Raw genomic sequence first — 23,215 nt, forward strand, 5'->3', positions numbered from 1 at the left:
GCCGCCTTTGGCGGCGCAAGTCTCACTCCCCTCCCGCGAGCGGGAGGGGCTGCCCCTTGTTCTCCCCTCCCGCTTGCGGGAGGGGCTGGGGGTGGGAAGCCCCGTGCGCTTCCCTTGCGCGAACCCGCTCTACCGAACGCCGCCACACCCCCGGCATTCGGGGTCTTTCGCGATGCGCATTGCGCGCAGCGAGGGCTTGAGGCCGTCGAACACGTGCAGCTGGCCCCATTGCGGATCGCCGAGCGAGGCCACGCCTTCCAGCAGCGCACGCATAGCGTGCATCGCTCCGAACGCGCCCACCATGCCCACCATCGCGCCCAGCACGCCCAGATCGGCGCAGGAATCGCAGTCCTCGGCATCGAAGGCGTCGCCCACGAAGCAGCGGTAGCAGGAATGCCCCTCGCGATGGCCGGCGAAGTTCGCCACCTGCCCCTGGAAGCGGCCGAGCGCGGCGCTGGTGAGCGGAATGCCCGCCGCCACGCACGCGTCCGACACCGCCAGCCGCGTGGCAAAGTTGTCGCAGCCATCGAGCACAAGGTCCGCGCCGGCGATCAGTTCCGCCGCGTTGCCCCGGTCGATCCGCGCCTCGCACACATCGAAATTGATTGCCGGATCAAAGGCTTGGAGCCATTCCCCCGCCACCTCGGCCTTCGGCCGCCCGATCGCGGCTGGGGTGAAGATCGTCTGGCGCTGGAGGTTCGACGCCTCGATCACGTCATCGTCGATCAGCGTGAAGCGCCCGATCCCCGCGCCCGCCAGATACTGCAGCGCGGGCGAGCCGATGCCGCCCAACCCCACCAGCACGACGTGCGCGCGAACCAGCTTCGCCTGCCCCGCGCCGCCCACGTCGGGCAGCACGATATGGCGGGCGAAGCGGTCCAGTCTGTCCGGCGCCAGCGTCATGCCGCGACTCTGGCGATCAGGCCGCCTCGGCCTTGCTGCCCGCCAGCTCCAGGTTGAGCATTTCCGCCAGCAGGAATGCCAGTTCCAGCGATTGCCCCGCGTTGAGCCGCGGATCGCAATGCGTGTGATAGCGGTCCGCCAGCCCTTCCTGCGTGATCGCGATCGCGCCGCCGGTGCATTCGGTCACGTCCTTGCCGGTCATCTCGATATGGATGCCGCCGGCATGGGTGCCTTCCGCGCGGTGGACGGCGAAAAAGCCCTTCACTTCCGAGAGGATACGGTCGAACGGACGGGTCTTGTAGCCGTTGTCCGCCTTGATCACGTTGCCGTGCATCGGATCGCAGCTCCACACCACGGGATGCCCTTCGCGCTTCACCGCACGCACCAGCGCCGGCAGGCCAGCTTCGACCTTGTCGTGCCCGAAGCGGCTGATCAGCGTGATCCGGCCCGCCTCGCGCGCGGGATTCAGCGTGTCGAGCAGGCGCAGCAGCGCGTCGGGCGCCAGGCTCGGGCCGCACTTCATGCCTATGGGGTTGCCCACCCCGCGCAGGAACTCGACATGCGCGGAGCCGTCGAACCGCGTGCGGTCGCCGATCCACAGCATGTGCGCGCTGGTGTCGTACCAGTCGCCGGTCAGCGAATCCTGCCGCGTCATCGCCTGTTCGTACTGCAGCAGCAGCGCTTCGTGGCTGGTGTAGAAGCTGGTGCCCTGCAGCTGCGGTACGCTCGACGGATCGACGCCGCAGGCCTGCATGAAGTCCAGCGCCTCGCCGATCTTGTCGGCCATTTCGGTGAACTTCGCGGCCCACGGGCTGCGGCCGACGAAATCCAGCGTCCACTGGTGGACCTGGCGCAAATTAGCATAGCCGCCGCCGGCGAAGGCGCGCAGCAGGTTCAGCGTCGCCGCCGACTGGCTATAGGCGCGCAGCATCCGGTCGGGATCGGGAATCCGCGATTCGGGCGTGAAATCAATGCCGTTGATGTTGTCGCCCAGGTAGCTCGGCAGCTCCACGCCGCCCTGCGCTTCCACCGGCGAGGAGCGCGGCTTGGCGAACTGCCCGGCCATGCGGCCGACCTTCACCACCGGCTGCTTGCTGGCGAAGGTCAGCACCACCGCCATCTGCAGCAGCACGCGGAACGTGTCGCGAATCGTGTTCGGATGGAACTCGGCAAAGCTTTCGGCGCAGTCCCCGCCCTGGAGCAGGAAACCCTTGCCCGCGCCCACTTTCGCCAGCTCGGCCTTCAGCGCGCGTGCTTCGCCCGCAAAGACCAGCGGCGGAAAGCTCGTCAGGGTCGTCTCGACCTCGCCCAGCTTTTCGGCATCGGGATAAGCCGGCATGTGCCGCGCTTCTTGTCCCCGCCATGAATCCGCAGTCCAGTTGCTTGCCACGTTTCCTTCCTTTCAAGGGGCGGGGCCATACGCCTCCCTGTGGACAATTGCAAAGGAACCGTTGCGATCACGGTGATCGGCTTCTGGTCCATTCCGGAGACCGGTTACGGCGCCTTCTTTTCCGGCACCACTTCCAGCCGCCAGCTCTGGTCCTTGCGCAGATAGCGCGCGGCCATGGCCTGCATCCGTTCAGGCGTGGTCTGGCTGTAATCGGACAGGATCGAGCGCAAGTCGGCGAACTTCTGCGGCTCGGTCGCCCCGCCTTCCAGCTGGAACATGTAGAAGCCGTTGCCCGTGCTGGCGCGCGTGATCAGCTGCTTGAGCGGCTCGGTCACGCGCGCGATCTCGTCGGCGGTGGGCGGCGTCGCGGCAAGATCGGCGGCGATCTTGTCGGCGGCGGCGAAGAACGCGGGCAGATCCTGCGGGCGCAGCTGCACCGTGGCGGCAAGATACCCGCCAGTGGGCAGGTCCAGCGGCCAGGTGGACGCCACCTGCGGCGCATAGCTCGCCCCGATCTTCTCGCGCATCTCGTCGAACAGGCGGTTGTTGATGATCTGCGCCAGCAGTTCGAGCTGGCGCGATTCGTGGACGCCGGCGCGCCCGCCCCCGGTCGGCCAGGCGACCAGCGCGGCAGCGGTGTTGGCGTCGCCGCGGTGCGTCAGCACCAGCGGTTCGTCGTTGTGCGCGGGGATGTGCGGGGCCAGCGTGGAGGCGGGCGCCGGATCGCGCTTCGGCAGCGCGCCGAACGACTTTTCCAGCGCGGCGATGGCGTCCTCGCGCTTGAAATCGCCGAACATGTCGATCTCGATCGGCCCCTGCTTCAGCAGCGGTTCCCACACCTGGCGGAAGCCCTCGGGCGTCGCCTTGTCAAGCTCGGCCGGCGTCGGCACGGCATAGCGCGGATCGCGGTTCTTGAGCAGCCAGTTGGCATCGCGCGTCAGCACCGACTGGGGCGAAGCGGCATAGCTTTCATACTGCAACCGTGCCGCCGCGCGGGCGCGCAGCACCGGGTTCGCGTCCCAGCGCGGCGTGGCCAGCTTGCCCGCCATCAGGTAGAGCTGGTCGGCCATGTCCGCCGGGCGCGTATCGGCCGTCATCGTGAAATCGGTATCGTCGATATCGAAGTTCAGGCTCAGCTTGCGGCCCGTCGCCAGCCGGTCCAGGTCCTCGCGGCTCAGGTTGCCGAAGCCGCTGTCCATCAGCGCCGCTTCCGCCAGCGGGCCATAGACCGCGTCCTTCGGGTCGATCGCGGCATAGCCGCCACCGAAGCGCACTTTCATGATGATCCGGCCCGGTTCGGCATCGTTGGGCCACAGCAGCACCTTGACCCCGTTCGAGAGTTCGAGCTGCTCGATCTCGAGAATGCCGGTCTTCTGCGCCGACGCCACCGTGCCCGGCGTGCCGATCGGCGGCAGGTCGGCGAACTTGATGGTCGAGGCGGCCAGGCGGCTGCCCTTGGCGGCATCGACCGGGGCCAGCAGCGCGGTGCGCAAGTCGGCGGCGGTCGCGTCGCTGGCCGATGGCGTGATCAGCACCGGCCGCACCACCGTGCCGGTGAACAGCGTGCGCGTGTGCTGGAGCACCGCCGCCGGGGTGAACAGCGGAATGCTGCTCTTGAACACGTTATAGACGGTTTCGGGCGACGCCACCGTCTCGCGGATGTCCACCGCGTTGACGATGTCGTCCGCCAGCTTCGATCCGGCGAGCGTTTCCTGCGTTTCCACCGGCACCTTGAACGCCACGTCGAACTCGGCGACCTCGCGCGCGATCTCTTCCTTGCTCGGCGGCGTGGCCAGCGCGTCGGCGATCACCGCGCGCACGTCGCGCACCGCCGCCTTCCAGTCGTCGCCCAGCGGCGTGACGTTCACGATCGTCGCGTCGGTGGAGCGCGAGATGTCCTGCTGTTCGACCGAGGCCGCCAGGAAGCTGCCGCCCGCGCGCGCCTTCGCCTCCAGCCGGCGGTTGATCAGCGCCATCGCCAGCCGGTCGACCATCAGGCCCTGGTTATAGGGGATCGTGTCGTTGACCTTCACCCACGGGCGCAGGATGGCGTAGTTGAAGATGCGCGGCAGGTCCGGCTCCACCAGCACGCGCGCATCGCCCACCGGGTTCTTCGGATCGGCCCCGGCCGGTGCCACCGGCTTGCCGAAATCGGGCTGCGCCGGCTTGGGGCCGGTGCCTTTCCACGGCCCGAACCACTGCGTGATCTCCTCGATCAGCACCTTGGGATCGGCATCGCCGGCGACCACGATCACCGCGTTGTCGGGCCGGTACCACTTGTCGTGGAACGCCTTGACGCTCTCGGACGTCGCCGCCTGCAAGGTATCCACCGTGCCGATCGGCGAACGCGCGGCCAGCAATTGCCCCTTGAAGAACAGCTCGCGCGTGCCGTCCAGCGCGCGGGCCTGCGCGCCCGATCGTTCGCGCATTTCGGCGAGCACGATCGGCACTTCGGTCTTGACCCCCTGCGGGGTGAAGATCGGCGCGGTGATCATACCCGACAGCAGGCGGAACGTTTCGTCCAGCTTGGGCGGCGTGGCGTCGGGGATGTCGAGCTTGTACACCGTCTGCGTCGCGGTGGTTTCGGCGTTGGTGTCGCTGCCGAAGGTCGCGCCCAGCCGCTGCCAGGTCGGCACCGCCTCGCCCGACTTCAGGTACTTCGAATCGCGGAAGGTCAGGTGCTCGATCAGGTGCGCGAAACCGCGCTGGCTGTCGGTCTCGTAAAGCGAGCCGGCATCGACCAGCACGCGGATCGAAACCTGCCCCGGCGGCACCCCGTTGCGGCGCACGGCATAGCGCAGCCCGTTGGGCAGTTCGCCGAAGATCCATTCCTTGTCCTGCGGCACGTCGCTGCCGCGATAGAGCCACGGCACCGGCGCTTTCGGCGTAGGCTTCGCCGCCGTGGCCGCGCGGCGGACCGGGGTCCTTGCCTCGGCGACGGTGCCGGTCAGCAGCAGGACGGGAAGGATCAGGCAGAGATGGCGGGCGCGCCGGGAGAAGGACGTCATCCCGCCTCTATAGGAAGCGTGCGGATGAAGGGCCAGTGAATAGGCTCACACGGCCGATCAGGGCTGCGGAGCGGGAGCCGCGCCGCCCGGCGCGCCCTGCTGGGCCTGCGCCGCCTTGCGCATGGCTTCCACTTCGGCGGCGGACTTGTGATCCACCAGCTCCACCTGGAACACCAGATCGGCGTTCGCGGGGATGTCGCCCGCGCCCTGCGCGCCATAGCCCTGCGCCGAAGGCACGCACAGGCGGTAGATCGCGCCCTGCGGCAGCAGTTGCAGCCCTTCGGAAAAGCCCGGAATCACGCCACCCACGGGGAACGCCGCCTGCATCCCCTGATCGAACACCGCGCCCGTGGCGGCGATATAGCCGATGTAGTTGACCAGCACGAAATCGTCCTTGGTCGGCTTCGCGCCGTCGGCGGGCTTGAGCACGGTATAGCCGAGGCCCGAAGCCGTCTTCATGGCGCAGGCGCGCTGGCTGGCCGGGATCACGGGATTGAGCGGCAGCGGAATGATCTGACCCGCGGCGGCCGGCGCGGCGGGCGTGGCCGCCAGGGCGAATCCCGGCGCCAGCGCAAGGGCCAGCGCGGTGAACGCGCGGCCGGCGGAAACGGAAAAGGCGGAGGGGCGCGGCGCGCGGGAGAAGGTGCTCATGCCGTCGCTATAGGGGCACGGGCTGGCGTCGAACAGTCGCGATTTGTCGCATATCGACCATCCTGATCGGGATTAAGACCTGCTTAACCATGGCCCGCCAGAAAGGCTTAACCACGTCATGGGAAAACCATGAGGCCCACAGCGAAGGCAGGAGCGAGTCGACCGGATGACGATCAGCAGCGATTATAGTTCTCCGGTCTGGGTAAATGGCTTTTCCTGCCGCAATTGTTCGGAAGTGGCGCTCGCCCAGAAGAACGTCGATCCCGCGAATCCGACGGCGGGGCCTTTCGGAGTCAACGATCCGAAGAAGGCCGATCGCAACGTCCTCTCGGCCGATCCGGCCCAGCACGATCGCATGAAATCCATCCACCACGAGCTTCAGGCCTCGCAAGGATCGACGATCAGCGCGGCCTACAGCGGCGTGGCCACGGTCGCGCCGGGGCAGTTCGTCAACGTCACGGCCTGAACGCAAGGCCGGAACCTCGCCGCCGACCGGGCGCGGGCCTGACTTCCGGGGCTTGACCCCCTCCGCCGCGCGCCTACATGCACAAGTATGTTCATCGAAACCGAAACCACGCCCAACCCGGCCACGCTGAAGTTCCTGCCCGGCGAACAGGTCATGCCCTCGGGCACGCGCGAATTCCTCTCCGAAGAGGAAGCCGCCGCGTCGCCGCTGGCCGAAGCGCTGTTCACGCTGGGCGATGTGACCGGCGTGTTCTTCGGACGCGATTTCGTCTCGGTCACGATCGCGCCGGGATCGCAGTGGTCGGATGCCAAGCCGCAGGTGCTTTCGGTGCTGCTCGATCACTTCGTCAGCCAGGCCCCGCTGTTCGCGCCCGGCACCGCCGCCGGCATCGTCGTCCCGGGCGAGGAGGCGGAGGCGGACGTGGGTGACGATCCGGCCGATGCCGATGTCGTCGCGCAGATCCGCGAACTGATCGAAACCCGCATCCGCCCGGCCGTGGCCAACGACGGTGGCGACATCGTCTATCGTGGCTTCCGCGAAGGCGTGGTCTATCTGCAGATGCAGGGCGCGTGTTCGGGCTGCCCGTCGTCCACGGCCACGCTCAAGCACGGCATCGAAAGCCTGCTCAAGCATTACGTTCCCGAAGTCAGCGAAGTCCGCGCCGCCTGATTCCGGGGGCTGCCGGCCCCAGGGCTGGCCCCCACTGCCCGAACAACGCCCAGGAGTCCTCATGTCCCAGCCGCTTGCCGATGCCGCGCTCGATCAGCTTTTCCGTACCGCGCGCACCTATAACGGCTATCTCGACAAGCCGGTGACCGAAGCGCAGCTTCACGCGATCTGGGATCTGATGAAGATGGGGCCGACCTCGGCCAACCAGATGCCCGCGCGGCTGGTCTGGTGCGTCACGCCGGAAGCCAAGGAAAAGCTCGCGGCGCTGGCCGGCGGCGCCAATCCCGACAAGATCCGGCAGGCCCCGGTCACCGTGATCATCGGCATGGACCTCGATTTCCACGAACAGCTGCCCTGGCTGTTCCCGCACACCGACGCCAAAAGCTGGTTCGAGGGCAACGAGCCGCTGCGCGAGATTTCGGCGATGCGCAATTCCACGCTGCAGGGCGGCTACTTCATCCTTGCCGCGCGCGCGCTGGGGCTGGATACCGGGCCGATGTCGGGCTTCGACAACGCCGCCGTCGACGCCGCGTTCTTCGCCGATACGCCGCGCGTGAAGTCCAACTTCATCTCCACGCTGGGCTATGGCGATCCCGCCACGATCTTCGAGCGCAGCCCGCGCCCGGATTTCGGGACGTTCAACACGATCGCCTGACCGGCGCCTGACCGGCGGACCAACCCTATGAGACGTCTCGTCATCGACAGCGCGACGGAAGACTGCTCGGTCGCGCTGTTCGACGGGGATGACCTGATCGCGGGCGAATGCCTCGCCCTGGGGCGCGGCCATGCCGAACGGCTGGTGCCGATGATCGCCGCGCTGCCCGGCAAGGGCCGCGCCGACGCGATCGCGGTCGATTGCGGCCCCGGCAGCTTTACCGGCATCCGCGTCGGCCTTGCCGCCGCGCGCGCGCTGGCCCTGGCCTGGGGCGCGCGGATCGAAGGCTTCGAAAGCCTGGCGCTGGTCGCCGCCATGGCGCGACGCGATCATCCGCACGCCGCCGTCGACGTGGTCATGACCGGCGGGCACGGCGAATGGTTCTTCCAGTCGTTCGATGCGGCCGGCCGTCCCGGCGGGCCGGTGCTCTCGCTCGCGCCCGAGGACGCCGTGGCCCGCTCCACCGCGCCGCTGGTCGCGGGCAGCCAGGCCGAAGCCGTGGCGGCGCGGCGGGGGGAAACCGGCGTTGCGCCGGCCGCGCTGGTGCGGCGGCCCGACGCGCGCGCCTTCGCGCTCCTGCCGGAACAGGCGATCACCGCCGATCCCGTGCCCCGCTATGGCCGCGCGCCCGACGCGAAGCTGCCGCAGCCGCGATGATTGCGCCCGAAGACGATCTCGACCGGATCATCAGCGTCATGGAGCGGGCGTTTCCGCCCGAATACGGCGAAGCCTGGAACCGCCGGCAGGTGGCCGACGCGCTGCTGCTCGGCCGCTGCCGCTATGGCCTGATCGCGGCCGACGGCAGTACCGCTATCGAACCGGGTGACGAAACCGCCGGCTTCTTCCTGGGCCGAAGTATTCTGGACGAAGAAGAACTTCTTCTTTTCGCAATCGCGCCCGAATACCGCCGACGGGGACTTGGCCACCGCCTGTTGTCGCGGTTCATCGCAGAAGCGCGCGCGAACGGGATCAAGCGCGTTTTCCTCGAGATGCGGCATGGCAATCCCGCGATGCATCTCTACACCGCGCATGGATTTACCCCGGTCGGCATCCGGCGCGCCTATTACCGGACGCCGGGCGGCGAACGGCTCGATGCGATCAGTCAGGAACTCGTATTGGACTGAGGCAATACGGCCGGCATGAAAAATCATTCATATTGCGGCCTTTCATGTAACAATGCGTTGTCTTGAAAACGAATGGTTCTATAGGAATTGATCCTATATGGTCCATGGGACAGCCATATCAAAATACGCAAAACCAAAACACTAAGAAGGTCGACATAGAAATGAGCGAAATCGAAAACGACATGCGTGAAACGCTGATCACGCTGACATCGGACATTGTTGCCGCGCACGTCAGCAACAACAGTGTCTCGGTCGGCGATCTGCCCACGCTGATCTCGAACGTCTATTCGGCGCTCGCGGGCCTGAACCCCAGCGAACCCGCCCCCGAACCCGCGCCCGAGCCGGCGGTTTCGATCCGCGCCTCGGTCAAGAACGATCACATCGTCTGCCTGGAAGACGGCAAGAAGCTGAAAATGCTCAAGCGCCACCTCGCCACGCGCTACAACATGACGCCGGAACAGTACCGCGCGCGCTGGAACCTGCCCGCCGACTATCCCATGGTCGCGCCGGCCTATGCCGAAAAGCGCCGCGAACTGGCCAAGAAGATCGGCCTCGGCCGCAAGCCCGGCGCGCCCGCGCCCAAGACCGCGCCGGCCGCGGCCAAGCGCGGCCGCGCCAAGGCGGCCACGGCGTCCTGAACCCGCCGCGTCTTCGCAGGTTGAAGAATTGGCCCGCCGGTCTATGATCGGCGGGCCATTTTCATTGTTAACCGGGTAACACGTGCACCAACCGATCGACATCGAAGCTCTCTGTGCGGAACGGGGACTGCGCATCACCGACCAGCGGCGCGTGATCGCGCGCGTCCTGTCGGAAAGCGAGGATCACCCCGACGTCGAAAAACTGCACGAACGCGCCGCCGCCATCGATTCCCGCATCTCGATCGCCACGGTCTATCGCACCGTGCGGCTGTTCGAGGAGGCCGGCATTCTCGACCGGCACGATTTCGGCGACGGACGCGCGCGCTACGAGGCCACGCCCGAAGCGCACCACGATCACCTGATCGACGTGGAGACCGGCAAGGTCATCGAATTCGTCGATCCCGAACTCGAAGCGCTCCAGCGGCAGATCGCCGAAAAACTGGGCTATCGCCTGGTCGATCACCGCATGGAGCTTTACGGCGTGCGGCTTGAACGCGACGCTTGAGCTGCCGCGTCCGGCGGGCATTCCGCTGGGCGGCCGTCTGCGCATCCTCGCGCGCCTGCTCGCCATGGTGGCGCTGCTGCTCGCCTGCGTGCCGCTCTATTACCTCTGGCGCATCGCGCGGCGGCGCGACAATCCCTGGCCGCGCCGGTTCCTGGGCGGTGTGGCGCGAATCGCCGGCGTACGACGACGGACGGCGGGAACGCCCGCCCGGCGCGGCGCGTTCCTCGTCGCCAACCACCTCAGCTGGCTTGACATTCCGGTCCTGTCGGGCGCCACCGGCACCGCCTTCGTCGCGCACAGCGGGCTGGCCGGGCACGGGCTGCTCAAGTGGCTGTGCGACATGAACGATACCGTCTTCGTCGCCCGGCATGACCGCACCAGCGTGCAGGCGCAGGTCGCGCACGTGCGCGCGGCGCTGAGCGATACCGGCGCGCTGGCGATCTTTCCCGAAGGCACCACCAGCGATGGCACGGGCATGCTGCCGTTCAAGTCCTCGCTGCTTTCGGCGATCGATCCGGTGCCGCTGGGCATCGTCGTCCAGCCGGTGTGGATCGATTACGGCGCTGAAGCCGCCGCCATCGCCTGGGTGGGCGACGAACACGGCGTCGACAATTTCCTGAAGATTCTCGCCCGGCGCCGGCCGATCCCGGTCACGCTGCATTTCCTGCCGGTGCTGACCGAAGCCGAAACCGCCTCGCGCAAGACCATCGCGGCGCAGGCCCGCGCGCGCATCGCCGCAGCCATGGCCCGCTGAATAGACGCGGCACGGTTTCCAAAAGCCCGAAATTCCCGTATCGGCCGGCGCCATGGCTTCCCCCACTTCCCCCCGGACCTTCCACGTCAAGAGCTTCGGCTGCCAGATGAACGTCTATGACGGCGAACGCATGGCCGAACTGCTCGCCGCGCAGGGCATGACGCCCGCCGACGCGCGCGACGATGCCGATCTCGTCGTGCTCAACACCTGCCACATCCGCGAAAAGGCCACGGAAAAGGTCTATTCGGACATCGGCCGCCTGCGGCGCGAGGATGGTTCCTCGCCGCTGATCGCGGTGGCGGGCTGCGTCGCCCAGGCGGAGGGCGAGGAAATCATGGCGCGCGCGCCTTCGGTCCGGGTCGTGGTCGGCCCGCAGGCCTACCACCGCCTGCCCGAGATGGTCGCCGAAGCCGCCGCCGGCAAGCGCGCCACCGAAACCGACATGCCGGCCGAGGCCAAGTTCGCCGCGCTGCCCCGCCGCCGCCGCTCCGGCCCCAGCGCGTTCCTGACGGTGCAGGAAGGCTGCGACAAGTTCTGCACCTATTGCGTGGTGCCCTATACGCGCGGCGCGGAGATCAGCCGGCCCTTCGCCGATCTGGTGGAGGAAGCGAAGCTGCTGGTCGAAGGCGGCGCGCGCGAGATCACGCTGCTGGGCCAGAACGTCAACGCCTGGGCGGGCGAGGACGCGAAGGGCCGCGCCACAGGGCTGGCCGGGCTTGCCGCCGAACTCGCCGCGATCCCCGATCTGGCGCGCATCCGCTATACCACCAGCCACCCGGCCGACATGGACGACGCGCTGATCGAGGCGCACGGCACCAACGCCAAGCTGATGCCGTTCCTGCACCTGCCCGTGCAATCGGGCAACGACCGCGTGCTGAAGGCGATGAATCGCAGCCATACGGCCGAAAGCTACCTGCGCCTGCTCGAACGCGTGCGCGCGGCGCGGCCGGACATCGCGCTTTCGGGCGATTTCATCGTCGGCTTCCCCGGCGAGACCGAGACCGAGTTCGAAGACACGCTGCGCATCGTCGATGCCGTCGGCTATGCTCAGGCGTTCAGCTTCAAGTATTCCCCCCGCCCCGGCACGCCCGCCGCGACGATGGAGGATCATGTCCCGGCCGAGGTCATGGACGAGAGGCTCCAGCGCCTCCAGGCCGCTCTCAACCGCGATCAGCTCGCGTTCAACCGGGCCAGCGTGGGCCGGCGCTGCACCGTGCTGGTCGAACGCCGGGGCAAGCATCCGGGGCAATGGCTGGGCAAATCGCCCTGGCTGCAGTCGGTCCACTTCACCGGCGATGCCGCGATCGGCGATCTGGTGGAGGTTGATCTGGTCGAGGCCGGGCCAAACTCGCTGGCGGGGCAGCCGGTAGAGTAGCGGGGAGCGCCAAACCCATACCCGCTCGTCCTGAGCCTGTCGAAGGACGCGTGAAACGGTTCGATCGTGGGAAGGTTTACCGCGCAAGGCCAGGACATCGCGCGTCCTTCGACAAGCTCAGGACGAGCGGGGTTTCGCAGGTCGGAAGCCGCGTGCTAAGCTACTCTTCAGAGGCGGAGGAAGCTGTGCATTTGCAATTTCTGATTGTCGGCGGCGTTTGCCTGTTCTCCGGGCTAGGGATGTTCCTCTTCCCTCGAAAGAAGCGCTTGGCTGCCGCAGCTAAAATCAGATTAAGAAAGCAGGAACTCGCGGCAGGGGCTCCCGAGCGATATTTCGAAGAGGGAAGATCAATAGATGCCTATCCCTTGCCTCCCACTGACAGCAGATGGCGTATCAAGGGCGCCTTTTTGACGGTCTGCGGCGTAGCGTTGTGGCTACTGGAATACTTCCGCTAACGGGGCGTTTCCGGAGAGCCTCCTCTAGACCTGAAATTGCGGACAACCGCCTCGTTCCCGGGCTCGAGCCCGGGAAAGTACAGGAAATCCGGGGGCCGCCCTCCACAGGACAAACCCCCGGAAACCACTGTTTTCCTTACAGGAAGAAGCTGGAGGGTTCGAAAAACTCTGGCGCTTGTCGGCCTGACCTGATTCACTGCCCTTGCGGATGAGCGGAGGCGATGATGGCGGGACAGCCCGGTTTCTTTGATCTTTCGAACCGGTACGAGGCCTTGAGCGCAGCGGGTGATCCGTTGGAGCGTCTGTCCGGGGTGGTCGACTTTGAGGTTTTCCGGGGGCCATTGATCGCCGCTCTGCGCCGCAGTGTTCGTGGCAAAGGCGGGCGGCCGCCGTTTGACCCGGTGATGATGTTCAAAATTCTGGTGCTGCAGGCGCTCTATTCGCTTTCGGACGAAGCGACGGAATTCCAGATCAAGGATCGCTTGTCGTTCCAGCGCTTCCTGGGCCTTGGGCTCGATGGCACGGTGCCGGATGCAACGACGGTGTGGCTGTTCCGCGAGCGCTTGGTGCAAGCCAAGGCAATCGACAAGCTCTTCGCCCGCTTCGATGCCGCACTGACCGACCGGGGCTATCTCGCCATGGGCGGCCAGATCATCGATGCTACCGTTGTGCCTGCCCCCAAGCAGCGGAACACCGACGAGGAGAAGGCAGCGATCAAGGACGGCCGGATCCCGGAGGCATGGAAGGCAAAGCCAGCCCGGCTCCGTCAGAAGGATCGCGATGCCCGCTGGAGCGTGAAGTACACCAAGGCCAAGGTGAAGGAGGGTGCCGATCCCAAGGCCTTCAAGCCGGTCGATCTCGCCATCCCGATGTTCGGCTACAAGAACCACATCGGCATCGACCGGGCTCACGGGTTGATCCGGACCTGGGATGCCAGTGCCGCCAATGCCCATGACGGCGCCCGGTTGCCTGACCTGATCAGCACGAACAACACCGGTTCGGGCGTCTGGGCTGATACCGCCTACCGGTCGAAGAAAAACGAAACCTTTCTCGAGAGGGGCATGTTCAAGAGCCACATCCACCAGCGCAAACCGAACCGCCGTGCCATGCCCGAGCGTGTCGCCAGAGCCAATGCGAAGCGATCGGCCATCCGCTCGGCAGTCGAACACGTCTTTGCCGGGCAAAAGCACCGCATGGGCCTGATCGTGCGCACCATCGGCATTGCCCGCGCCCGCATCAAGATCGGCATGGCCAACCTTGCCTATAACTTCCAGCGCCTCGCATGGCTTGAGGGGCGTACTGCGCCCGCGTGACCCAAAAACCGGCCCACGCAGCCGGCTCCGCCAAGAAAATAAGCAGATCAGCAACCCAAGCCTGGAGCTCGCCACCCGCTCCTGTGCCATCACATCGCAATTACGCCAAAATCAGACGGTTCTTCGAGGTGTCCAGCTGCCGATCACCTGTAACGTTACGCCGCTGCGCGTGTCGATCAGCACCACGTCGTTACCGTAACGCACCCAGCGCTGGTAGCCGTAGCGCGGCGGCGTCAGGCGATAGGCCCAGGGATCGTTGATCCAGTAGCGCTGCGCGTAATAGGGCGGGGCGAAGCGGTAGCCCACGCGCACCGGGCGGTAGGCATAGCCGCGCGGGCCATAGTACCCGCCCCGGCGATAGACGTCGCCATGGGCGCGGCGATAATCGCGCCAGTCCTCGCGGTATTCGCGACGGTCTTCACGGTACTCGCGGCGATCCTCGCGCGCCTCGCGGTAATCGCCCCGGCGCATGTCGTGGCGGATCTCGGCGCGATCGCGCTGCATTTCGCGGCGATCGTGATGCAGTTCGCGCGCGCTCTGCGCGCTGGCGGCGGTGGGGGCCACGGCGGAAGCCAGTGCGCTGGCGGCCAGCGCGGCCATCATGATCTTGCGCATCGTTCGTCTCCTTCAACGGATGGTCCGGCTGGTTTCCCGTGTCGGATACCGGGGCCGGACATCTGCCCCGGTTATTGTCCGATTCGGGTGAACCGGCGCGGAACCCTGCTGTCAGCAACGCGAAAGGAATCCCTTTGTTTCAGCACCCTGCGACGAGCGCCGGGTTTTCCCCGACAAAAGCCGTGTGATAGCGCCCCGTCCCGCTTGCGCCGCGCCCCGGCCGATCTATCTTGAAGGTACGGCCGCGGTCGCGGCCCGCATGAAAGGAGCGCATGGCCCGCAAACTGCATCGTGCCCATGATGAGGCGCAGCATCGCCCCGAAACCAGCCGGCCCGACCATCACAGGCGCGCCCGGGTGGAAGTCGAATTCGATGAACAGACCGTGCTCGGCGCCCTGTTCGGCCAGTTCGACACCAATCTCGTCCAGATCGAAAACCGGCTCGGCGTCTATATCTCGGCGCGCGGCAACCGCGTGCTGATCGAAGGGCCGGAAGACGCGGTGGCCCGCGCGCGCGATGTGCTGAAGGCGATGCACCAGCGCCTGCTCACCGGGCAGGACATGGACGCCGGCGCGGTGGAGGCGCTGATCGCGATGAGCAACGAGCCGACGCTCGACGGGATCATCACCGGCACGCCCGGCGCGCCGCCGCCGATCCTGATCCGCACCCGCAAGAAAACCATCGCGCCGCGCTCGGTCACCCAGATCGAATACATGAAGGCGCTGGTGCGCGACGACGTGATCTTCGCGCTCGGCCCGGCGGGCACGGGCAAGACCTACCTCGCGGTGGCGCAGGCGGTGGCGCAGCTCATTTCGGGCAGCGTCCAGCGGCTGATCCTGTCGCGCCCGGCGGTCGAGGCCGGCGAGCGGCTGGGCTTCCTGCCCGGCGACATGAAGGAGAAGGTCGATCCCTATCTCCGCCCGCTCTACGACGCGCTCTATGACTGCATGCCGCCCGAACAGGTCGAACGCCGCATGGCCTCGGGCGAGATCGAGATCGCGCCGATCGCGTTCATGCGCGGCCGCACGCTGGCCGATGCCTTCGTCATTCTCGACGAGGCGCAGAATACCACGCCGGCGCAGATGAAGATGTTCCTCACCCGCTTCGGCCAGAACAGCCGCATGGTGATCTGCGGCGATCCGAAGCAGGTCGACCTGCCCGGCGGCACCAGCGCCAGCGGCCTGGCCGACGCGGTGCAACGGCTGGAAGGCGTGGACGGCATCGGCGTGGTCCGCTTCAGCAGCGCCGACGTGGTCCGCCACCCGATCGTGGGCCGCATCGTCGAGGCCTACGAAGGAAAGGATTCGTGAGCGCGCCCACGCTCGAAATCGACATCGATCCGGTCTGGGGGCAGGACACCGACTGGGAAGCGCTGGCCAACCGCGCGGCCGAGGCCGCGGCGCGCGCCGCGCCGGAGCTCGCGCGCGACAACCTGATCGTCAGCCTGGTCCTGGCCGACGACGACGAGGTTCATGCGCTCAACAAGCAATGGCGCGCCAAGGACAAGCCCACCAACGTCCTGTCGTTCCCCATGCTTTCCCGCGCCGAAGTGCTCGCGGCCAGTGCCAACGCGCCCGAAATGCTGGGCGACCTGATCCTGGCGCATGGCGTGTGCCGGCGCGAAGCGGCGGAAAAGGGCGTGCCGGTGGAGCACCACGCCACCCACCTCGTCATCCACGGCCTGCTCCATCTGGCGGGCCACGATCACGAGCTGGGCGAGGACGAGGCGGAGGAAATGGAGCATCTGGAACGGAAGGCGCTTGCCATGCTGGGTATCGCGGACCCATATGCGGACCGCTGACAGCGAACGGTTCGCGTAACAGGGGAGTGCAGACCAGTGCCCGAGGGCAACGGGTCCGGCGGCGACAGTCGCTCGGGCGAAGGGGACAGTAACGGCGCGCTGTGGCGCGCGATCAGGGCTTTCTTCAAGGGGCCGGACCAGGACCAGTCGCTGCGTGCGCAGATCGAGGAAGCGATCGAGGAGCACGAGGGCGAACATGGCTCGCCCGGCGGTTCGGACGGCGATCTGGTGGCGCTCGAACGCCAGATGCTGAAGAACCTGCTCCATTTCAGCGAACACGATGCCGATGACGTCGCCATTCCGCGCGGCCAGATCATCGCCGTGCCCGCCGCCGCCACGTTCGAGGAACTGGTCGGTGCCTTCGCCGAACACGGCCACAGCCGCCTGCCGGTCTATGGCGATTCGCTCGACGAGATCGTGGGCATGGTCCACGTGAAGGACGTGTTCGGGATCGTCGCCGGCATCGCCCTTTCCGGCAAGCCCGCGCCCAAGGACTGGGCCGGCCTGATGCGCCAACCGCTGTTCGTGCCCCAAGCGCGCGGCGCGCTCGACGTGCTGGCCGACATGCGCGCCAGCCGCACGCACCTGGCCGTGGTGATCGACGAATATTCGGGCACCGACGGGATCATCACGATCGAGGATCTGGTCGAGGAAATCGTCGGCGAGATCGAGGACGAGCACGACGATGCGCCGGAGGAACTGCTCAAGCGGCTCGATCCCGATACCTGGGACGCCGATGCCCGCGCGGAACTGGATGACGTAGCGGAAATCGTCGATCCCCGGCTTGCCGAAGTGGAAGAAGACGTTGATACGCTGGGCGGCCTCGCGGTCGTCCTCGCCGGGGAAGTCCCGCCCGTCGGGCGCGTGCTGGAACACGGCAGCGGCTGGCGGATCGAGGTGACCGGCGGAGACGAGCGCCGCCTCACGCGCCTGCGGCTCCACGCGCCGCGCGCGCAGGAGGACGGGGAAGAGGACTAGGTCGGGCCGGGCCGGGCTGCGCACGGTCCGCCACCTGTCCGGAAGGGAATACGCCACCCGGCGGATTGCTCCGCTCTGACGGGAATGGCACTGTGGGAGGATGCGGATCGCGTCCGGCCCGCACGGAATGCAACGCAACTGAAGTCCGGGAACGAAGACACCGATGATCCGCCGCCTGCCTCCGCTGCGTTCGCTCGAAGCGTTCATTCGCGTCGTGCGCGCCGGCTCGGCCAAGACCGCCGCCGCCGAACTGGCGCTCAGCCCGTCGGCCCTCTCGCGCCGGCTGGGCGCGCTGGAGGATTTCGTCGGCAAGGCGCTGTTCGAACGCAAGCACCAGATGCTCAAGCTGACCGAGGAAGGCCAGCAGCTCTACGACGCGGTCGCCCCGCTGATGGACGAGATGACCGACCGCATCGACCGGCTGGTCGATACCGGCAAGGTCATGCGCCTGCGGCTGGGCGTGCTGCCGCTGTTCGGCAGCCAGCGCCTGTTCCCGCGCCTGGGCGAATTGCGCAAGCTGCACCCGCAGCTGCATATCGACATCGACAGTTCGCACGCCGCCGAAACCAAGCTGGGCGATACCATCGACGCGGCGATCGTGCTGAGCGAAGGACCGGACGGCACGCTGCATTCCGTACGGCTCGATCACAACCGCGTCCATGCCATCACCTCGAAGGAACTGGCGGCGGAGCTGGGCGAACGGCCCGACATCGCCAAGCTTTCGAAGCAGACCTTCCTGGTCCACAACGATCTGCCCGCCAGCTTCGAGGCGTGGAAGCGCGCGCTCCATCTCGAACGGCTGGAGCCGGCGGCAGTCGATCACTTCGATTCGGGCCAGCTGATCCTCGAAGCCGCCGCGCAGGGCCTCGGCATCGCGATCATGCACGACGACCACTACAACCGGTCGCACGATCCGCGCCTCGCCCAGCTCTACAACATCGAGGTGGACAGCCCCTACAGCTACTGGTTCGTCTGCCGGCCCCGCGCGCTGCAATCGCGGCCCGTGCGGCTGTTCCACGATTGGCTGATCAAGGCGGGGCTTTAGGACTTCCTACCCCGCCCAGCGGCGCACGAGGTTGTGATAGACCCTGGTCAGCCGCAGCGCCTGCGGATCGCCGCCGCCTCCCCCACTCCCGCCCTGCCGCGCGTTGAGCGCCTGGATGGTCTGGTCGAGATCGAACAGCACCTCGCGCGCGGCGCCATCGCGCACCAGCGATTCCACCCAGAAGAAGGCGCAGATGCGCTCTCCCCGCGTCACTTCGTTCACCCGGTGCAGGCTGGTCGCGGGGTATAGCACCATGTCGCCGGCGGCGAGCTTGTAGGCCATGCGGCCGAAATCGCCAGCGATGGTCAGCTCCCCGCCGTCGTAATCCTCGGACAGGAACAGCGTCGCCGAAAGGTCGGTGCGCAGCCGCGCGCCAGTGGCGGGATCGATCCGCAGCGCGTTGTCGACGTGGTCGCCATAGTGTTCGCCGGGGCCATAGCGGTTGAACAGCGGCGGGTAGATCGCCCTGGGCAACGCCGCCGACAGGAACAGCGCGGAGGCCGACAGCGCCTGCTGCACGCGCTGGCGCGCGGTTCGGGCCGCCTCGCCGTCCTCGGGCAACTGGCGGTTGCGCTTGACCCGCGCCGCCGCCGGGCCGCTGGTCACGCTGCCGTCCACCCAGTCGGCCGCGGCGATCGTCCGGCCCAGCGCCAGCGCCTCGTCACGGGGCAGAACGTGGGGGATGATCGTCAGCATCGCGTGTCCTTCGGCATCGCCATGGATGGCGAACCAGCTTAGAGGCCAGCATAGAGGAACCAAGCGCCCGAGTTCCAGCAGGAGATTGCCGCGATGGCCGATGCCGATTTCACCGATCCCCGTCCCTGGCCGCAGGAAGGGCGCGAACGGATGATCTATCCCTCGCCGGTGGGCTGGAAAGGCACCGACTTCGTCGACAACGAGGCCGAGCTGCTCAAGCGGCTCAACCCGAAGACGGTGTTCATGATGGGCGACAACCCCGCGCTGCCGCGGATGCCCGAACGGCCGCGCCTGCTCGATTTCTTCCGCTGCCGCTTCGGCGACATCACCGTGCGGCACCTGCTGGTCAGCGCCAAGCGCGCGCTGGACGACGGGCAGGACGAAAAGGTCGTGATCGCCTGCCTGCTGCACGACATTTCCAACGGCTGCCTGATCCGCGCGGATCACGGCTACTGGAGCGCGCAGCTCGTCGCGCCCTATGTCAGCGAGGAAGTGGCCTTCGCGGTGAAGTACCATCAGGCGCTGCGCTACGTGTCGGACGAAAGCGTGGGCTATAGCTACCCCGAAAGCTACGACCGCTTCTTCGGCCCGGACTACGCGATGCCCGAATACCTCCAGCGCGATGCCGACTACGCGCGCGGCCACACATGGTACGGCACCGCGCGGCAGGTCACGCTCTACGACACCTATTTCTTCGACGATTTCCCGCCGGTCGATCCCGACGAACTGACCGACGTGATCGGCCGCCATTTCCGCGAACCGGAGGAAGGACTCGGCTTCGACGCCAGCCCCACCGCGCACATGTGGCGCACGATGATCTGGCCCAACAACTTTCTCTAGCGGAATCAGGCGCGCGCGGCGGGACAGTCCGGAACGGGCCGTTCCCCGCTTTGCGCCAGCGCGGACAGCGGCGATAGTGCCCCGACGGAACCGGCGAAAACGGTCTCCGGGCGCGGATTGCACGCGGACCGCCCCGGGGCTTCGCCCGATACCCGAAGGCCCGTCCCGCGCCCCCGCGGCGCCTCACGTCGACGACCGGGCCGTCCAGGCCACGGTGCCTCCCCCCCGAGCGCCGTGGCCTCTTTTTTTGGTGGTTGCATCTTTTGGGGCGCTTCCCACCCCCAGCCCCTCCCGCAAGCGGGAGGGGAGAATAAGGGGCAGCCCCTCCCGCAAGCGGGAGGGGAGCGAGACTTGCGTCGCCGCAGGCGGCGCTAGTCGCAGCGGGGTGGGCTTGCCGCACTCGGCGTTTGCAAAAGCGCGCGCATTGAGGGCAATCGCTTCCCCCGCCCTACCAGTGCCGCCCCAGCCAGATCAGCAGCAGCGCGCCCAGCACCGAGGCCAGGCAGCCGGCGCGATTCACGCCTTCGCCGAAGGTGCTGCCCGAACGCCAGCTGGCGAACACCCCGGCCACGATCGATCCGCCGATTCCCAGCAGCACCGTTTTCACGAAACCCAGGTCCACCGGGCCGGGATAGAGGATTTCGGCCAGCAGCCCCACGAAGAAGCCGGTGATCACGATCGAGATGAGGTTGAACACGGTTTTCGCCTCCGCCTTCCACAGCTTTTTTCCTGCTCCGCGGGGTGTGCCCGATCCGGCGCGATTGTCCACAGGATGGTGGTTTGGATCGAAAAATTTTGGACCCGTCACGATTTGGTCTTGAAGTGCCGTTTCCCCCGCGCGTCGCTGCACTGCACAATGGCATTCGCTGCGACGAAGCGAATCGGGATTACGACGAACCGAATCGTCAACTCATGGTTTACCCTCTTGTGTCTGAATCCCGTTGAGGCACTATGGATAGTGGTCGGACCGTGTGGGGGCCTCTAGACCTTGTTGAGAACGGAAGCGCGCCTTGGCGCGTGCGGCGGCTGCCGGCCTTGTGCCGGCGCCCGCTTCCGTGCCTGCGCAAGGGGCGCGAGACCCGATTTCATCCCCCGCGCGGGCCATCTTGTGGTAAGATCGGGGTCTTGCTCCCGATTCGAACGGAAGCGGAACATCGGACCGGCCGGAACAGGCCGGCGGGATGTCCGGCCAGCAGATTTGGACGACCGGCCGGGTTTCGATCGGGCGGTGGTGAAACCGGGGGTTAGACGTGGATTTCAGGACTGGGGACGGCTCCGTGGCGGCGCAGGACGAATTGGGCCTTGATGGCGTGACTCTCGAAGGCGCGCCGCCGGCAGAAGGCAGAACGGCGATGACTTTGAATACGCAGGATTCCGGAACCGAGGCGCTGGTCGCCGCCGTGGCGGCGGGCGCGGCCGCCAGCGCGCCCGCGCCCGAGAAGGAAAACTCGCGCACCGTCCGCGCCCGCCGCTTCGGCATCGTCACCGATGAATCGCGCGATGCGCTGCTCACGGCGTTCGGCAAGGATACGCTCGACGACCGCTACCTGCTGCCCGGCGAGAAGTATCAGGACCTGTTCGCCCGCGTGGCCGATGCCTATGCCGATGACGAGGCGCACGCCCAGCGGCTCTACGACTACATCTCGAAGCTGTGGTTCATGCCCGCCACGCCGGTTCTGTCCAACGGCGGCACCGGGCGCGGGTTGCCGATCTCGTGCTACCTCAATTCGGTTGACGACAGCCTGGAAGGCATCGTCGCCACCTGGAACGAGAACGTCTGGCTGGCCAGCCGGGGCGGCGGCATCGGCACCTACTGGGGCCAGGTGCGCGGCATCGGCGAAAGCGTGGGCCTGAACGGCAAGACCAGCGGCATCATTCCGTTCGTGCGCGTGATGGACAGCCTCACGCTCGCGATCTCGCAGGGGTCGCTGCGGCGCGGTTCGGCCGCCGCCTATCTCGACGTCTCGCACCCGGAAATCGAGGAGTTTCTCGAAATCCGCAAGACCAGCGGCGATTTCAACCGCAAGGCGCTGAACCTGCACCACGGCGTGCTGCTGACCGACGAGTTCATGGAAGCGGTGCGCGATGGCGCCGAATTCGCGCTGCGCAGCCCCAAGGACGGCTCGGTGCGCGGCAAGGTGGACGCGCGCAGCCTGTTCCAGAAGCTGGTCGAGGTGCGCCTCGCCACGGGCGAGCCCTATCTCGTGTTCTCCGACACCGTGAACCGCATGATGCCCAAGCATCACCGCGATCTCGGCCTCAAGGTCTCGACCTCGAACCTCTGCTCGGAAATCACGCTGCCCACGGGGCGCGATCACCTCGGCAACGATCGCACCGCGGTCTGCTGCCTGTCCTCGCTCAACCTCGAAACCTGGGACCAGTGGCACGGCGACAAGCACTTCGTCGAAGACGTGCTGCGCTTCCTCGACAACGTGCTGCAGGACTATATCGACCGCGCCCCCACCGAAATGGCCCGCGCCAAGTATTCGGCGATGCGCGAACGCTCGGTCGGCATGGGCGTGATGGGCTTCCACTCGTTCCTGCAGCAGAAGGGCATCGCCTTCGAATCCGCGATGGCCAAGGCGTGGAACCTCAAGATGTTCCGCCACATCGCCGCCAAGGCGGACGAGGCCAGCCTGCTGCTGGCGCAGGAACGCGGCCCCTGCCCGGATGCGGCGGACATGGGCGTGATGCAGCGCTTCTCGTGCAAGATGGCGATCGCGCCCACCGCGTCGATCTCGATCATCTGCGGCGGCACCTCCGCCTGCATCGAGCCGATCCCGGCCAACATCTACACGCACAAGACGCTGTCCGGCTCGTTCGTGGTCGAAAACCCCTATCTCAAGGCGCTGCTCCAGCAGAAGAGCAAGGATTCCGCCAACGTGTGGAATTCGATCCTCGAGAACGGCGGATCGGTCCAGCACCTCGATTTCCTCAGCCCCGAGGAAAAGGCGGTGTACAAGACCAGCTTCGAGATCGACCAGCGCTGGCTGCTCGAATTCGCGGCGGACCGCACCCCGTTCATCGACCAGGCGCAGTCGCTCAACCTTTATATCCCGGCCGACGTCGACAAGTGGGACCTGATGATGCTCCACTTCCAGGCGTGGGAAAAGGGCATCAAGTCGCTCTACTACCTGCGTTCGAAGTCGGTGCAGCGCGCCGGGTTCGCCGGCGGGGTGGAGGCGGACAACACCGCCGAAGCGCCGAAGATCGAACTCAGCGCCGGCGACCAGACCGACTACGAGGAATGCCTCGCCTGCCAATAAGGGCCTGCCAATAGGGGCCTTGCGCTAAACAGGCCCCCGCATTTCAGGAAACCGCCGCCATGGGCACC

24 protein-coding genes are annotated in these 23,215 nt (G+C 66.9%); 17 read left to right on the forward strand and 7 right to left on the reverse strand.

What is annotated here, in order from left to right; all coding sequences use genetic code 11:
* Positions 1 to 129: 129 nt before the first annotated feature.
* From FA702_RS09445 to FA702_RS09460, 4 genes are all read right to left on the reverse strand, one after another.
* A complete protein-coding gene (locus tag FA702_RS09445) occupies positions 130 to 903 on the reverse strand; it encodes a HesA/MoeB/ThiF family protein (RefSeq protein WP_210417523.1) in 774 nt (257 codons plus the stop codon).
* Positions 904 to 919: 16 nt separating this feature from the next.
* On the reverse strand, positions 920 to 2,293 hold the full coding sequence (locus FA702_RS09450; protein WP_124809719.1) for a class II 3-deoxy-7-phosphoheptulonate synthase: 1,374 nt from the start codon (positions 2,291 to 2,293) through the stop codon (positions 920 to 922).
* 104 nt (positions 2,294 to 2,397) lie between these two features.
* Complete coding sequence (locus FA702_RS09455; protein WP_136955948.1) at positions 2,398 to 5,301, reverse strand: pitrilysin family protein; 2,904 nt, start codon at positions 5,299 to 5,301, stop codon at positions 2,398 to 2,400.
* A gap of 57 nt (positions 5,302 to 5,358) precedes the next feature.
* Positions 5,359 to 5,952, reverse strand: a complete 594-nt coding sequence (locus FA702_RS09460; RefSeq protein WP_136955949.1) for an FKBP-type peptidyl-prolyl cis-trans isomerase — start codon at positions 5,950 to 5,952, stop codon at positions 5,359 to 5,361.
* Between the two features lie 166 nt (positions 5,953 to 6,118).
* Here FA702_RS09460 and FA702_RS09465 point away from each other — a divergent pair, with 166 nt between their 5' ends.
* The 11 genes from FA702_RS09465 (at position 6,119) to FA702_RS09515 (ending at position 13,906) form a co-directional block, all read left to right on the forward strand.
* Positions 6,119 to 6,418: a hypothetical protein gene (locus tag FA702_RS09465; protein WP_136955950.1), complete on the forward strand. Its 300-nt coding sequence runs from the start codon at positions 6,119 to 6,121 to the stop codon at positions 6,416 to 6,418.
* Positions 6,419 to 6,505: 87 nt separating this feature from the next.
* On the forward strand, positions 6,506 to 7,087 hold the full coding sequence (locus FA702_RS09470; RefSeq protein WP_136955951.1) for a NifU family protein: 582 nt from the start codon (positions 6,506 to 6,508) through the stop codon (positions 7,085 to 7,087).
* Positions 7,088 to 7,148: 61 nt separating this feature from the next.
* On the forward strand, positions 7,149 to 7,742 hold the full coding sequence (locus FA702_RS09475; RefSeq protein WP_136955952.1) for a malonic semialdehyde reductase: 594 nt from the start codon (positions 7,149 to 7,151) through the stop codon (positions 7,740 to 7,742).
* A gap of 27 nt (positions 7,743 to 7,769) precedes the next feature.
* Positions 7,770 to 8,399 (forward strand): tRNA (adenosine(37)-N6)-threonylcarbamoyltransferase complex dimerization subunit type 1 TsaB, encoded by a 630-nt coding sequence (gene tsaB / locus FA702_RS09480; RefSeq protein WP_136955953.1) that lies wholly within the window; start codon positions 7,770 to 7,772, stop codon positions 8,397 to 8,399.
* Entirely contained in the window at positions 8,396 to 8,866 is a 471-nt protein-coding gene (locus FA702_RS09485; protein ID WP_136955954.1) for a GNAT family N-acetyltransferase, read from the forward strand. Before tsaB ends, FA702_RS09485 begins: the two co-directional genes overlap by 4 nt.
* A gap of 161 nt (positions 8,867 to 9,027) precedes the next feature.
* On the forward strand, positions 9,028 to 9,504 hold the full coding sequence (locus FA702_RS09490; RefSeq protein WP_136955955.1) for a MucR family transcriptional regulator: 477 nt from the start codon (positions 9,028 to 9,030) through the stop codon (positions 9,502 to 9,504).
* Between the two features lie 82 nt (positions 9,505 to 9,586).
* Positions 9,587 to 10,009 carry a Fur family transcriptional regulator gene (locus tag FA702_RS09495; RefSeq protein ID WP_124809710.1) on the forward strand — a complete coding sequence of 141 codons (423 nt, stop codon included), beginning with the start codon at positions 9,587 to 9,589 and terminating at the stop codon, positions 10,007 to 10,009.
* Entirely contained in the window at positions 9,993 to 10,763 is a 771-nt protein-coding gene (locus FA702_RS09500; RefSeq protein WP_370385457.1) for a lysophospholipid acyltransferase family protein, read from the forward strand. The genes FA702_RS09495 and FA702_RS09500 overlap by 17 nt, the downstream gene beginning before the upstream one ends.
* Before the next feature lie 52 nt (positions 10,764 to 10,815).
* On the forward strand, positions 10,816 to 12,138 hold the full coding sequence (miaB, locus tag FA702_RS09505) for a tRNA (N6-isopentenyl adenosine(37)-C2)-methylthiotransferase MiaB (protein WP_136955956.1): 1,323 nt from the start codon (positions 10,816 to 10,818) through the stop codon (positions 12,136 to 12,138).
* Between the two features lie 50 nt (positions 12,139 to 12,188).
* Entirely contained in the window at positions 12,189 to 12,593 is a 405-nt protein-coding gene (locus FA702_RS09510) for a solute carrier organic anion transporter (RefSeq protein ID WP_136955957.1), read from the forward strand.
* A gap of 224 nt (positions 12,594 to 12,817) precedes the next feature.
* Entirely contained in the window at positions 12,818 to 13,906 is a 1,089-nt protein-coding gene (locus FA702_RS09515) for an IS5 family transposase (RefSeq protein ID WP_136957250.1), read from the forward strand.
* A 111-nt stretch (positions 13,907 to 14,017) separates the two neighbouring features.
* Here FA702_RS09515 and FA702_RS09520 read toward each other — a convergent pair whose 3' ends face one another.
* On the reverse strand, positions 14,018 to 14,521 hold the full coding sequence (locus FA702_RS09520) for an RcnB family protein (protein WP_136955958.1): 504 nt from the start codon (positions 14,519 to 14,521) through the stop codon (positions 14,018 to 14,020).
* Positions 14,522 to 14,793: 272 nt separating this feature from the next.
* Between FA702_RS09520 and FA702_RS09525 the strand changes: the two genes are divergently transcribed.
* The 4 genes from FA702_RS09525 (at position 14,794) to FA702_RS09540 (ending at position 18,345) form a co-directional block, all read left to right on the forward strand.
* Positions 14,794 to 15,831 (forward strand): PhoH family protein, encoded by a 1,038-nt coding sequence (locus tag FA702_RS09525; RefSeq protein WP_136955959.1) that lies wholly within the window; start codon positions 14,794 to 14,796, stop codon positions 15,829 to 15,831.
* Positions 15,828 to 16,322 (forward strand): rRNA maturation RNase YbeY, encoded by a 495-nt coding sequence (ybeY, locus tag FA702_RS09530; protein WP_136955960.1) that lies wholly within the window; start codon positions 15,828 to 15,830, stop codon positions 16,320 to 16,322. The genes FA702_RS09525 and ybeY overlap by 4 nt, the downstream gene beginning before the upstream one ends.
* A gap of 36 nt (positions 16,323 to 16,358) precedes the next feature.
* Positions 16,359 to 17,300 (forward strand): hemolysin family protein, encoded by a 942-nt coding sequence (locus FA702_RS09535; RefSeq protein ID WP_136955961.1) that lies wholly within the window; start codon positions 16,359 to 16,361, stop codon positions 17,298 to 17,300.
* 163 nt (positions 17,301 to 17,463) lie between these two features.
* Positions 17,464 to 18,345: a LysR substrate-binding domain-containing protein gene (locus FA702_RS09540; protein WP_136955962.1), complete on the forward strand. Its 882-nt coding sequence runs from the start codon at positions 17,464 to 17,466 to the stop codon at positions 18,343 to 18,345.
* Between the two features lie 6 nt (positions 18,346 to 18,351).
* Here the strand turns inward: FA702_RS09540 and FA702_RS09545 are convergent, their stop codons facing one another.
* Entirely contained in the window at positions 18,352 to 19,041 is a 690-nt protein-coding gene (locus tag FA702_RS09545) for a Fe2+-dependent dioxygenase (RefSeq protein ID WP_136955963.1), read from the reverse strand.
* A 93-nt stretch (positions 19,042 to 19,134) separates the two neighbouring features.
* Between FA702_RS09545 and FA702_RS09550 the strand changes: the two genes are divergently transcribed.
* Positions 19,135 to 19,881: a hypothetical protein gene (locus FA702_RS09550; protein WP_136955964.1), complete on the forward strand. Its 747-nt coding sequence runs from the start codon at positions 19,135 to 19,137 to the stop codon at positions 19,879 to 19,881.
* A gap of 448 nt (positions 19,882 to 20,329) precedes the next feature.
* Here FA702_RS09550 and FA702_RS09555 read toward each other — a convergent pair whose 3' ends face one another.
* Positions 20,330 to 20,578 (reverse strand): GlsB/YeaQ/YmgE family stress response membrane protein, encoded by a 249-nt coding sequence (locus FA702_RS09555; protein ID WP_124809750.1) that lies wholly within the window; start codon positions 20,576 to 20,578, stop codon positions 20,330 to 20,332.
* 553 nt (positions 20,579 to 21,131) lie between these two features.
* Here FA702_RS09555 and FA702_RS09560 point away from each other — a divergent pair.
* Complete coding sequence (locus FA702_RS09560) at positions 21,132 to 23,147, forward strand: ribonucleoside-diphosphate reductase subunit alpha (RefSeq protein ID WP_136955965.1); 2,016 nt, start codon at positions 21,132 to 21,134, stop codon at positions 23,145 to 23,147.
* Positions 23,148 to 23,215 lie beyond the last annotated feature (68 nt).

Source organism: Novosphingobium sp. EMRT-2, from assembly GCF_005145025.1.
Classification (GTDB): Bacteria; Pseudomonadota; Alphaproteobacteria; order Sphingomonadales; family Sphingomonadaceae; genus Novosphingobium.